Annotated in this window: 14 protein-coding genes; 8 read left to right on the forward strand and 6 right to left on the reverse strand. The window is 52.1% G+C overall.

All coding sequences use genetic code 11. From position 1 onward, the window contains the following. Positions 1–4 precede the first annotated feature (4 nt). From rsxG to gstA, 5 genes are all read left to right on the forward strand, one after another. Complete coding sequence (gene rsxG / locus V5P19_RS07140; protein ID WP_334401593.1) at positions 5–625, forward strand: electron transport complex subunit RsxG; 621 nt, start codon at positions 5–7, stop codon at positions 623–625. Positions 626–627: 2 nt separating this feature from the next. After that, complete coding sequence (locus V5P19_RS07145; RefSeq protein WP_334401595.1) at positions 628–1,314, forward strand: electron transport complex subunit E; 687 nt, start codon at positions 628–630, stop codon at positions 1,312–1,314. Next, complete coding sequence (nth, locus tag V5P19_RS07150; RefSeq protein ID WP_334401597.1) at positions 1,311–1,946, forward strand: endonuclease III; 636 nt, start codon at positions 1,311–1,313, stop codon at positions 1,944–1,946. Before V5P19_RS07145 ends, nth begins: the two co-directional genes overlap by 4 nt. A gap of 616 nt (positions 1,947–2,562) precedes the next feature. After that, positions 2,563–4,071: a dipeptide/tripeptide permease DtpA gene (gene dtpA / locus V5P19_RS07155; protein ID WP_334401599.1), complete on the forward strand. Its 1,509-nt coding sequence runs from the start codon at positions 2,563–2,565 to the stop codon at positions 4,069–4,071. A gap of 105 nt (positions 4,072–4,176) precedes the next feature. Then, entirely contained in the window at positions 4,177–4,782 is a 606-nt protein-coding gene (gstA, locus tag V5P19_RS07160; protein WP_334401601.1) for a glutathione transferase GstA, read from the forward strand. 59 nt (positions 4,783–4,841) lie between these two features. Here the strand turns inward: gstA and pdxY are convergent, their stop codons facing one another. From pdxY to anmK, 5 genes are all read right to left on the reverse strand, one after another. Next, positions 4,842–5,702, reverse strand: coding sequence for a pyridoxal kinase PdxY (gene pdxY / locus V5P19_RS07165; RefSeq protein ID WP_334401603.1), 861 nt, complete (start codon positions 5,700–5,702; stop codon positions 4,842–4,844). Between the two features lie 66 nt (positions 5,703–5,768). Next, entirely contained in the window at positions 5,769–7,043 is a 1,275-nt protein-coding gene (gene tyrS / locus V5P19_RS07170; protein WP_334401605.1) for a tyrosine--tRNA ligase, read from the reverse strand. A 125-nt stretch (positions 7,044–7,168) separates the two neighbouring features. Beyond that, positions 7,169–7,825, reverse strand: a complete 657-nt coding sequence (gene pdxH, locus V5P19_RS07175) for a pyridoxamine 5'-phosphate oxidase (RefSeq protein ID WP_334401607.1) — start codon at positions 7,823–7,825, stop codon at positions 7,169–7,171. 57 nt (positions 7,826–7,882) lie between these two features. Next, positions 7,883–8,206: a C-type lysozyme inhibitor gene (mliC, locus tag V5P19_RS07180; RefSeq protein WP_334401609.1), complete on the reverse strand. Its 324-nt coding sequence runs from the start codon at positions 8,204–8,206 to the stop codon at positions 7,883–7,885. 92 nt (positions 8,207–8,298) lie between these two features. Next, entirely contained in the window at positions 8,299–9,423 is a 1,125-nt protein-coding gene (anmK, locus tag V5P19_RS07185) for an anhydro-N-acetylmuramic acid kinase (protein ID WP_334401611.1), read from the reverse strand. Positions 9,424–9,676: 253 nt separating this feature from the next. Between anmK and slyB the strand changes: the two genes are divergently transcribed. Next, on the forward strand, positions 9,677–10,144 hold the full coding sequence (slyB, locus tag V5P19_RS07190; RefSeq protein ID WP_334401613.1) for an outer membrane lipoprotein SlyB: 468 nt from the start codon (positions 9,677–9,679) through the stop codon (positions 10,142–10,144). 205 nt (positions 10,145–10,349) lie between these two features. Further along, entirely contained in the window at positions 10,350–11,711 is a 1,362-nt protein-coding gene (locus V5P19_RS07195; protein ID WP_334401615.1) for a GGDEF domain-containing protein, read from the forward strand. 35 nt (positions 11,712–11,746) lie between these two features. Here the strand turns inward: V5P19_RS07195 and slyA are convergent, their stop codons facing one another. Continuing rightward, positions 11,747–12,187 carry a transcriptional regulator SlyA gene (slyA, locus tag V5P19_RS07200; protein WP_334401617.1) on the reverse strand — a complete coding sequence of 147 codons (441 nt, stop codon included), beginning with the start codon at positions 12,185–12,187 and terminating at the stop codon, positions 11,747–11,749. 186 nt (positions 12,188–12,373) lie between these two features. Here slyA and V5P19_RS07205 point away from each other — a divergent pair, with 186 nt between their 5' ends. After that, entirely contained in the window at positions 12,374–12,610 is a 237-nt protein-coding gene (locus V5P19_RS07205; protein ID WP_334401619.1) for a DUF1656 domain-containing protein, read from the forward strand. Position 12,611: the final 1 nt, after the last annotated feature.

Below are 12,611 nucleotides of genomic sequence, written 5' to 3' on the forward strand. Positions count from 1 at the left end.
CGCCATGTTTAAGACAATGCAAAAGCACGGCATGACGCTGGCTATTTTCGCGGCGGTTCTGACCGGACTTACCGCGCTGGTCAATACGTTGACAAAAACGACGATTGATGAGCAGGCGGTCAGGCAGCAAAAAGCACTCTTCGACCAGGTCATCCCGTCCGACTTCTACGATAATGACCTGCAGAAAAGCTGCTTCGTGGTAGAGGCACCCTCGTTAGGCAAAGGTGCACATCGCGTCTTTATCGCCCGCAAGGGAGATAAGCCGGTGGGGGCGGTCATGGAAGCGACGGCTCCCGACGGCTATTCCGGTGCTATTCAGCTGCTGGTTGGCAGTGATTTCTCCGGTACCGTACTCGGCACTCGCGTAACGGAGCATCACGAAACGCCAGGGCTGGGTGATAAAATTGAAACGCGGTTAAGCGACTGGATTTTGCACTTTGCCGGTAAAGTTATCCATGGCGAAAACGATACCGCTTTTGCGGTGAAGAAAGATGGCGGCGAGTTCGATCAGTTCACGGGGGCGACCATCACGCCTCGTGCAGTGGTTAATGCCGTAAAACGGGCCGGGCTATATGCAGAAACGCTTCCCGCGCAAATGAACAATCTTCCCGCCTGTGAGGAGTAATCATGAGCCAGGTTAAAGAGGTTATCGTCCAGGGTCTGTGGAAGAACAACTCCGCGCTGGTGCAATTACTGGGGATGTGCCCGCTGCTTGCCGTGACGTCTACTGCCACCAACGCGCTGGGCCTGGGGCTGGCGACCACGCTGGTATTAACCCTGACCAACCTGTCCATCTCCGCATTACGCCGCTGGACGCCATCAGAGATCCGTATTCCGATTTACGTGATGATCATCGCGTCGGTGGTGAGTATCGTCCAGATGCTGATCAACGCCTATGCCTTTGGTCTGTATCAGTCGCTCGGGATCTTCATTCCGCTTATCGTCACCAACTGTATCGTTGTGGGTCGTGCTGAGGCCTTTGCGGTGAAAAACAGCCCGGCCATGTCGGCGCTGGATGGATTTGCCATCGGCATGGGGGCAACCTGTGCCATGTTTGTACTGGGTTCGCTGCGTGAGATTCTGGGTAACGGCACGCTGTTTGACGGCGCAGATGCGCTGCTGGGCGGTTGGGCTAAGGCGTTACGCATTGAAGTCTTCCATACGGACACCCCGTTCCTGCTGGCTATGCTGCCCCCGGGCGCTTTCATTGGCCTTGGCATGATGCTGGCGATAAAATACCTGATTGATGAGAAACGTAAACGCCGCGCGGCTGAGCGCAGCGTGCAGGAAGGGATACCCGAGAAGGCCTCATGAACAAAGACAAGCGCATTGCGATCCTGACCCGTCTGCGTGACGAAAACCCTCACCCAACGACGGAGCTGAACTTCAACTCGCCGTTTGAGCTGCTGATCGCCGTGCTGCTGTCTGCGCAGGCTACCGACGTGAGCGTCAATAAAGCCACCGCCCTGCTCTATCCGGTGGCCAACTCGCCGCAGGCAATGCTGGCGCTGGGCGTGGACGGCGTGAAATCGTATATCAAAACCATCGGTCTGTTTAACAGCAAAGCCGAGAACGTCATTAAGACCTGCCGAATTTTGCTGGAGCAACACGGTGGCGAGGTCCCGGAAGATCGTGCGGCGTTGGAAGCGCTGCCGGGCGTAGGTCGAAAAACGGCAAACGTGGTGCTGAATACCGCATTTGGCTGGCCGACGATTGCCGTAGACACCCATATATTCCGCGTCGCCAACCGCACCAACTTCGCGCCGGGTAAAAACGTCGAACAGGTTGAAGAAAAACTGTTAAAGGTCGTTCCTGCCGAATTTAAGGTTGATTGTCATCATTGGTTGATTCTGCATGGCCGGTACACCTGCATAGCACGAAAACCTCGCTGCGGATCATGCATCATCGAAGACCTGTGCGAATTTAAAGATAAAGTGTATTCCTGATCGCCTGTTTGACCTTTCCCTTCGCGCATTCAATCCCTTACATAAGGAAGGCTTATCTGTAAACCTTCCTTATGGCCGTAAATTGTCCGCCATTCCCCCACCTTAACCGGGCGAATGTTCGGTCATTTAACGTCCAAAGAGGTTAATTCTTTTTTCATCACCAAAAATTTCTATACATATGTGATCAGGATCACTCTGATAACGTCATGTTGGATTTTTGTTGTTAAAACCTGCGTAAACCCTTTGCCAGACAAGATTTAACCGATCCAATGCCGCACATATGACCATTCATTTTTCAGAATATGGGCTATATCACTGCCTGAAACGGCAAATAGCAGAACATATCGCCAAACAACCGCTTCATGGGGTTAAAGGCAGTCAAAAAAACCACCAATAGGCACGGAATAAAATTTAACGCTGAATAACATTTGCATGACGGCCTGATTATATCGCCTCAGTTATATGTAACAGAGTATTACAAACGTATTGCCAGACGGGTCAGGATAGTGAACATTACCCGCCGTTTCCCCTCCCAATATAACTATAAAGCGGATGGACTACGGTCTTCACGCTATGAACACCCCCGTTAATATGGGATGTAAAAAAAGAGGTATATGTGTCTACTGCAAACAATAAACCAACAGATGAAAGCGTAAGTCTTAACGCTTTTAAACAGCCAAAAGCGTTCTATCTCATTTTCTCTATTGAGTTATGGGAACGTTTTGGTTATTACGGCCTGCAAGGGATCATGGCGGTTTACCTGGTTAAACAACTGGGTATGTCCGAAGCCGATTCCATCACGCTGTTCTCTTCCTTCAGTGCTCTGGTATACGGTCTGGTCGCTATCGGCGGCTGGCTGGGTGATAAAGTCCTCGGCACCAAACGTGTCATCATGCTAGGTGCCGTTGTTCTGGCGGTCGGTTATGGCCTGGTTGCGTGGTCTGGTCACGATGCAGCAGTGGTCTACATGGGTATGGCGACTATCGCCGTCGGTAACGGCCTGTTCAAGGCGAACCCGTCTTCCCTGCTCTCTACCTGCTACAACAAAGATGACCCACGTCTGGACGGTGCATTCACCATGTACTATATGTCCATCAACATTGGTTCATTCTTCTCAATGCTGGCAACTCCATGGCTCGCAGCTAAATTTGGCTGGAGTGTGGCGTTTGCGCTGAGCTTTGTGGGTATGCTGATCACCGTGGTGAACTTCCTGTTCTGCCGCAGCTGGGTGAAAGATTACGGTTCTAAGCCTGACTTCGAGCCTGTACACATGGGCAAACTGCTGGCGACTATCGTGGGTGTTGTGATCCTCGCTGCCGTCGCAACCTGGCTGCTGCATAACCAGGGGGTTGCACGTGCTGTACTGGGTGTAGTTGCGCTGGGCATCGTGTGCATCTTTGCGAAAGAAGCGTTCGCTATGCAGGGTGCTGCGCGTCGTAAGATGATTGTGGCGTTCATTCTGATGCTGCAAGCGATTATCTTCTTCGTGCTGTACAGCCAGATGCCAACGTCCCTGAACTTCTTCGCTATCCGTAACGTTGAACACTCAATCCTCGGTATCGCGTTCGAACCTGAACAGTATCAGGCCCTGAACCCATTCTGGATCATGATTGGTAGCCCGATTCTGGCGGCTATCTATAACAAGATGGGTGACCGTCTGCCAATGCCGCACAAGTTTGCTATCGGTATGGTGCTGTGCTCCGGTGCGTTCCTGGTGCTGCCACTGGGTACCAAATTTGCGACCGAAGCGGGCATCGTCTCCGTTAACTGGCTGATCCTGAGCTACGCGCTGCAGTCTATCGGCGAGCTGATGATCTCCGGTCTGGGGCTGGCCATGGTTGCACAGTTGGTTCCGCAGCGTCTGATGGGCTTCATCATGGGTAGCTGGTTCCTCACCACTGCCGGTGCGGCAATCATTGCAGGTAAGATTGCAAACCTGATGGCGGTGCCAGAAAACGTGACCGACCCGCTGGTCTCCCTGAATGTTTACGGTACCGTATTCATGCAGATTGGTATTGCCACGGCGGTTATCGCGGTTCTGATGCTGCTGACCGCGCCTAAGCTGAATCGCATGACTCAGGACGACGACAAGAACGCTAAAGTGGCCGAAACCGCTAACGCGTAATGTCATCGGGAAACGACTGAACGGAAGCCGCTAATTCATTAGCGGCTTTTTTTTTATTCAAACGCGCACTAACATAGCTGGAACCTCAGCAAAAAGGAGTTACCGATGAAACTGTTCTACAAACCAGGCGCCTGCTCTCTTGCTTCCCACATTACCCTGCGCGAGAGCGGCAAAGACTTCACGCTGGACAGCGTTGACCTGATGAAAAAGCGCCTGGAAAACGGCGATGACTTCTTTGCTATCAATCCGAAGGGACAAGTGCCGGCGCTATTGTTGGATGACGGTACGCTCCTGACCGAAGGCGTGGCGATTATGCAGTACCTTGCCGATACCGTACCTGACCGCCAGCTGCTCGCACCGGTGAGCAGCGTCTCCCGTTACAAGACGCTGGAGTGGATGAACTATATTGCGACCGAGCTGCACAAAGGCTTTACTCCGCTGTTCCGCCCCGATACGCCGGAAGAGTACAAACCGACCGTGCGTGCCCTGCTTGAGAAAAAACTGCAGTACGTTAACGAATCGCTGAAGGACGATGAATGGATTTGCGGGGCGCGTTTCACTATTGCTGATGCGTATCTCTTTACCGTTCTGCGCTGGGCGCGCGCGGTTAAGCTGAATATGGAAGGATTAGACCATATTGCGTCGTATATGGATCGCGTTGCGGCACGTCCTGGGGTTGCGGCGGCGCTGAAAGCGGAAGGGTTGAATTAACCGAGCGGTTTGTATTGCCGGGTGGCGCTACGCTTACCCGGCCTACAACATCCCTACTCTTACAATTGTGTTGCGCTGAAGTAATGTTCCGGCTTCGCGATACGATCTTGTGCCGCAACCACCTGCAATTCATATTCCTGCATATTTTTCGTCGCAATCATAATTTCATAGACTGCGGCAGTAACGTGCTCCAGCGCTTCACGCAGGGGGGCACCCTGCAATAATTTCACCAGCAGCAGGCCGCTGGTCACATCACCGACCCCGACGGGCTGGCGTACGCCAAAATCCACTAGCGGGCGGCTGATATGCCAGGCGTCGTCCTGCGTCACCAGCAACATCTCAAAACGGTCCTGGCTCAATCCTGAACGTGCGAGATGCTTCACCAGTACAATCTCTGGCCCCTGAGCAATTAACTCACGAGAAGCGCGTACAGCCTCATCTACGCTGTCTACCGAATGCTCGCAGAGGATCTCCAGTTCAATAAGGTTCGGCGCAATAATATCGCTGGCTGGCAGCGCATGCCGAACGTGGAATTCTGCAACACCCGGCGCCACAATACAGCCCTTTTCCGGATGCCCCATCACGGGATCGCAGAAATATTTTGCTGACGGGTTCGCCGCTTTCACCTGACGGACGATGCCAAGGATGTGCTCCCCCTGCTCCGCTGAGCCAAGGTAACCGCTCAACACCGCATCACAGCGTTTAAGCTGGTCGATATCGGCAATGCCTTGCACGATCTCTGTCAGATGCGAAGGCGGCATCACGCAGCCGGCCCATTTGCCGTACTGCGTGTGGTTTGAGAACTGGACGGTATTGAGAGGCCAGACGTTGGCTCCGAGGCGGCGCATCGGGAATTCCGCAGCGCTATTGCCAGCATGTCCAAAAACAACGTGGGACTGAATGGCGAGGATGTTCTTCATTTTTTGCTTACCAAACCCTGAAAAAACAAAAGGGGCGTGGTTTCCCACGCCCCGGCATACTTTTAATTATTTCCAGCAGACAAGACAGTAGTTTTTCTTGCCGCGACGCAAAAGCGTGTAACGGCCATACAAACGGTCGCCGTCAACGAAGGTGTATTCCGGATCGGCCTGCTTTTCACCGTTGATGGTGATCGCGTTAGACGCAATGGTTTTACGCGCCTGACCGCGAGACGGCTGCAGCTCGGAGTCCACCAGCGCCTGCATCAGGTCGGCACCTTTTTCCAACTCAATCATCGGCACGCCATCCTGCGCCAGCTGTTCGAAGTCTGCTTCGCTCAAATCGCTCAGCGTGCCGTTGAACAGGCTTGCGGTAATGCGTTTTGCCGCGGCCAGACCTTCTTCACCGTGAACCAGCTTGGTGACTTCATCAGCCAGAACGTACTGCGCGCGCGGCGCTTTACCGCTGTTTTTGTCTTCTTCTTCCAGGGCGTTGATCGTCTCAATGTCCATAAAGGTGAAGAACTTCAGGAAGCGGTAAACATCGGCGTCCGCCGTGTTAATCCAGAACTGATAGAATTTGTACGGGCTGGTTTTCTTCGGATCGAGCCATACCGCACCGCCTTCAGTTTTACCAAATTTGGTACCGTCCGCTTTGGTGATCAGCGGAACCGTCAGACCAAAGACCTGATTCTGATGCAGACGACGGGTTAAATCGATACCGGAAGTGATGTTACCCCACTGGTCAGAACCGCCAATCTGCAGGCAAACGCCGTGCAGTTCATTCAGGCAGGCAAAATCATAACCCTGCAGCAGGTTGTAGGAGAACTCGGTAAAGGAGATACCCTGGTCGTCACGGTTCAGACGCTGCTTAACGGCTTCTTTGTTAATCATCTGATTAACTGAGAAGTGTTTGCCGATATCACGCAGGAAGGTCAGCACGTTCATGTTGCTAAACCAGTCGTAGTTGTTCGCAGCAATGGCGGCGTTCTCGCCACAGTTGAAGTCGAGGAACGGTGCAACCTGTTTGCGGATTTTGTCCACCCACTCCTGCACGGTGTCTTCGGTGTTCAGTTTACGCTCAGCGGCTTTAAAGCTTGGGTCACCAATCAGACCGGTGGCACCGCCGACCAGCGCGACAGGCTTATGGCCCGCCATCTGGAAGCGTTTCAGGCATAACAAGGGAACAAGATGCCCCAAATGCAAGCTGTCGGCGGTGGGATCAAAGCCGCAATAGAGCGCGATCGGGCCTTGCGCCAGTCGCTCTGCTAACGCTTCTTCGTCCGTCACCTGGGCGACAAGGCCCCGCTCTTGCAATTGTTTAATCAAGTTACTGCTTGCCATCAAATTCTCCATGTATAAACGACTGCACCTTTGCCGGTACACGACTTTTCGCCTGATACGAAAGGTACATAGAATAAAGCGCTGGCGCACGTAGCGCTAGCGCTTAACACAACAAATTTCGGGGATTACGGTGCCAGTCTGTCGATTTTCCAGCCGCCGTTATCGCGCTGGTATAAAAAGCGGTCATGCAGCCGATGTTCGCCGCCCTGCCAGAATTCCATCTGTTCGATTGGGATACGGAAACCACCCCAGAAACTTGGCAGCGGCACTTCGCCCTGCTGGAACTTCTGTTTTAGCTCGAGGAATTTGCTTTCAAGCACGCCGCGGGCAGAAATACGGCTGGACTGTTTTGAAACCCAGGCGCCAATCTGGCTATCGCGCGGACGGCTGTGGAAGTACTTCACCACCTCAAGGGTAGAGAGGCGCTCCGCTTTACCGGTGACCATCACCTGACGCTCCAGCATATGCCACGGGAACAGCAGGCTGATACGCGGGTTATTTTCTAAGTGGTGTGCTTTGCGGCTGCCGAGGTTGGTGTAAAACACCAGCCCTTTCTCGTCATAGTGTTTGAGCAACACGATGCGCTGATACGGTTGACCGTTCTCATCGACCGTCGCGACAACCATCGCCGTCGGATCGGCAAGTTTGGCTTCACAGGCCTGCCTCAACCACCGTTCAAAAAGCACCAGCGGTTCGGCGGGGAGATCCTGGCGACGCAGGCCGCCTTTGGTGTATTCGCGGCGCAGATGCGCAATTTGCTGCAGTTCGTCGTTATCTGACATGGCGTTAGCTGAAATTGACATTGGGTGGCGCTATTGTGCGCCGCCCCTGGGAAAATCTCAACGCTTCGGATTTTCGAGCTGACAATTGTTCAGCACGATACGGTCACGCTTGTAGATCGTTGCGCTGTCACCTTTCGACCAGAATACATAGATACCGTCCGTATAACGCGCACCAGAGGCGGAGACTCCCTGCTTCAACGTGAGCAATTTGTTGTCATACACGAAGCTGGCTTCCTGACGGGGATTATTCAGCTTTACGGTCAGCGGTTTTTCAGCGCAGCGATATTCAAGCGTATCGGTCTGCATGCGCTCAACGAACTGGTTATAAACGCTGCATCCAGACAGCAAGAGTGGCGCAACAATAAGAAGAAGTTTTTTCATGGGCGTATTCCGAAGACTATCCTGGTCCTGGAGGACAAGGCTGTCCTCCTGTTTTTTCCATATTAACGGCTACGCGCAGCGCTGAATTTCAGTTAACTCTGATTATGTCGAGGATTTGCCGGGAAAATCGCACCGAGCACGCTGGCCTCCCGGGCACCGGTTACCGACGGCAGGTTGCCGGGCAACCCGGCTACGGTGCGCCATGCGAGCCAGGCGAATGCCAGCGCTTCCATATCATCACCGCTGATCCCGGTTTCGTCCGTGGTTGTCACTTCCGTCCCCGACAGTAGCCCAGCCAGACGCGCCATCACCAGCGGGTTACGGCTTCCTCCACCGCATACCAGCAGACGATCACATCCTCCGCTCAGAAGCACTTGCTCAGAGATCGAGACGGCGGTTAATTCGGCAAGCGTCGTCTGAACATCCTGCGGGGCAAGCGCCGGAAACTGAGCCAGCTGCCGCTCAAGCCAGCCATAGTTGAAATACTCACGTCCCGTACTTTTTGGGGCAGGCAGTGCAAAATACGGGTCGCTAAGCATGGATTGCAGCAGCGGGATAATAACTTTACCCTCGCACGCCCACTCAGCGTCTTTATCATAAGCTTTACCGCGCTGGCGCCAGATCCAGGCATCCATCAGCATATTGCCAGGGCCGGTATCGTAGCCGCGAACAGGTTGCCCGGGGATCAGCATCGACAGGTTGGCAATTCCGCCAATGTTGAGCACCATGCGGCGCTCAGTCGGGTGCGCCAACAGAGCCTGATGGAACGCCGGTACCAATGGTGCACCTTGCCCACCCAGCGCAATATCACGACGTCGAAAATCTCCGACTACCGTCACCCCTGTTTTCGCCACAATCTGGTTGTTATCGCCAATCTGCAGGGTATGCGGCGCGTCGCCGATTGGCTCATGCCAGACGGTCTGCCCGTGACAACCGATTGCGACGACATCCTGTGGGCGAAGATGTTCTTTGTCCATCAGTGCCTGCACTGCGTCAGCAAACAGTGCCCCAAGACGCACATCGAGCTGTCCAAGCTGTGAAAGCGTCAATTGCTGCCCCTGACAGATGCTCAGGATGTCCTCTTTCAGCGAAACGGGAATGGGCCAGGTCAGGCTTGCCTGCTGTGCTACCATGTTTTCATCGATTGCGGCCAGAACGACATCAACTCCATCCAGACTGGTGCCCGACATCACACCAATGTAGCGACCCGATTTCATGCGCTTTCCTTACGTTGCGAGGGCTAGAGGTATCCACTCCACCATAAATGGGCGCACTTGGCTATGCAGCAATAATATTTTTTAACAATGTCAGACAAGTGACACGAGAGGCTTTCGTTTATGTATCGTTAAGTCAAATTCAAGTACAATTTTCCTATTGTTAGTGCAAAGATATGATCTATGGCCCGTATGCCATATAATTTAGCCATTACGGATGCTCAATTTGAGCGTTTTTGGTGAACAGGAGAGTCAAATGATTTTACGTGTACTGGGCGTTTCGCTGATTGGTTTAACTCTGGCTGGTTGTGTGAATGACAGTTCACTTTCTGGCGACGTGTATAGTGCGTCTGAAGCTAAGCAAGTTCAGAATGTGACTTATGGTACCGTTGTTAACGCACGTCCTGTTCAGATTCAGGGTGGCGATGAAAGCAACGTGGTTGGCGCAATCGGCGGTGCCGTCCTGGGTGGTTTCCTGGGTAACACTGTTGGCGGTGGTACAGGTCGCTCCCTGGCAACAGCGGCAGGTGCCGTTGCAGGTGGCGTAGCGGGTCAAGGCGTTCAGGGTGCCATGAACAAATCTCAGGGCGTCGAGCTGGAAATCCGCAAAGACGACGGCAGCACCATCATGGTTGTTCAGAAACAAGGCAACACCCGCTTCTCCGCTGGTCAGCGTGTTGTTCTGGCAAGCAACGGTCGCCAGGTCACCGTGTCTCCGCGTTAATGCTTTATGGGATGTGGCCAACCGGCCACATCTCTTTATTATTTACTAACACATCATTCAAATGAATATATTAAGAATATTCATTCCTCGTGACTATTATTAAACTCCATTTATATTGTTCCTGCGCAAAGTATTTACTCCACTTATTCGTTAGACTCTTCGCAATTCCTTTGTATTCTCTCACTTTAATTTTATTAAATCTTATATGCTTGCGATCGGTCGTTATGTAAAAAACCGCTATATTTTATTCTGCCTCGGATGCATTGTTGTTATCGGGGGATTACACGGTCTATTTTTAAAACTTGTTGAGCAGGTTCCCTCTTTTTCGCCCCTTTTATTCCCGACGCTCACCATTTTCTTGCTGGTTTTTCATCTCTTTATTGCCTGTTTTATGGTAATGAAATACTGGTGCGACAAGAGACGGTTGTATCTGGTAGCCATCGCTTTTGCCTTTGCGGGTTCGGCGCTACTGATGATTGGTACACTGTCCAGCTTCCCTGCGTGGCTGCACCTCTATCAGTTCAACGTCATCAACTATAACGATGCGATGATCTTTTATATGTTTCGCCATCTCTTAATGGCGATACTGATTATTGTTTCGGCTTTACTTTATATTATTCGCGACTATCCTCTTTCCCGTCTGGCGCATATTGCCATCGTTGTAGGTGCTTTGATCTTTACCCTTTTTATGGTGATGCTCGCCTGGCTTTATTCCAGCCATTCGCCGCTGTTATCCGTAGACCTGGTGGATAATGAAACCCGTCAGTTTATGATGCTCTGGAGCCATGCAGTAAACGTTATTCTACTCATTCTGTGGGCAGTGACATTAGTGACGCTGATGGTCATTACGCGCGTTCGTAATCTCTTCTGGGTGAGCGGTAATTTTCTCTGTGTCTGCTATATCATGACACTCTCCATGCTATTGGTTGGTGGTCATGCCGAGGACATTTCATGGTACCGCGCTCGCTTATTTGAAACCATCGCGACGCTGCTCATTATTTTTGTGCTGATGTATGACGTTTTTAATCTGTACCATGATTCACATTTAAAGTATCAGCAGTCCTATCAAAACTCGATTCGCGATCCGCTTACCCGTCTCTACAACCGCAGCTATTTTTATGACGCGTTAAGCCAGACGCTCAGCACTGCTAAAGCCAGCCGCCCTGTCTCGGTTATCGTCAGCGATCTCGATCGCTTTAAGCGAATCAACGACTGCTACGGGCATCTTCAGGGAGACAAAGTGTTGCAGTTTGTCGCCAACCTGCTGATGGATTCGGTACGTCCACAGGACATCGCGGCGCGAATTGGCGGCGAGGAGTTTGTCCTGATGCTGGCAAATACCTCCTCCGAGGCGGCACATCAGGTAGCCGAGCGGATCAGGCTAAACCTCAGCAGCTTTGATAAAACCAGCAGCGAAGGACAACTGCCAGAGCCCATTACCATCAGCATGGGTGTCTTCACCGCAACATCATCAGACGTTGCCGCCGAAACCTGCGTGGAATGTGCCGATAAGGCAATGTATGAGGCGAAAGAGACGGGGCGTAATCGGGTCGTCGTTTTTCAATAAAAAAGGCCTTGCTGCTGCAAGGCCTCCATCTATTTTCAGTCGCGGGACTGCAATTCCTGGATATTTTGCTCAAGACGCCCAATGAGGCTGATGAGCATTTCTAGCTCCGCAGGGGAAACCCCAGAAAGGATTTCGCCTCGCGTTTTACTGATGACGGCCTCCATCTCTGTAATGATGGGCGCCGCTTTCTCGGTGAGTTTAATCCGTTTAGCGCGGCGATCGCTGGCGCAGGTTTGCCGGGAGATTAGTCCCTTCTCTTCCAGCTGGTCTAGCGTTCGAACCAATGATGGTTGCTCAATGCCTATCGCTTTTGCCAGTTGAATTTGTGACTGGTCGGGCGGAAGCTGATGAATGTTATGCAGCGTAACCCAATGCGTCTGTGTCAATTCCAGAGGTTTCAGGCGATGGTCAATCAGAGCACGCCAAACGCGTACCAACCTTGCCAGATCAGAACCTAATGGCGATTCCAATTTCATCTCCTTATAATTAGCTTGCTAAGTTATTATACTGATTTTAGAATAGTGTGCAGTATTTGTATTGCCAAAACAAATGCATTACTGCTTTCGACGTTAATAAAAGTAGGAATTACACTGAGTACTTATGTTACATCTTTGTAATGCACGCCATTGTGGCACACAGCTCACTGCACAGGATCTCTGCTCGTGACCTTCTCGTTAAACTCCACGGGATTACCCCTCCAGGACCTGATCTTTGGTGCATCAGTCTACTTTCCCCCTCTGTTTAAAGCCGTCCTGGTCGGTTTTGTTATCTGGCTTGTCACGCATCGACTGCTCCGCGACTGGATGTATTCCGGTGAAATCTGGCACCCCATGCTGATGGATCTCTCGTTGTTTGTCCTGTCCGTGTGCCTTGGCCTTGCTGTACTGACCGTGTGGTGAT

The sequence above is a fragment of the Enterobacter sp. UNJFSC 003 genome (assembly GCF_036903355.1).
Classification (GTDB): Bacteria; Pseudomonadota; Gammaproteobacteria; order Enterobacterales; family Enterobacteriaceae; genus Enterobacter.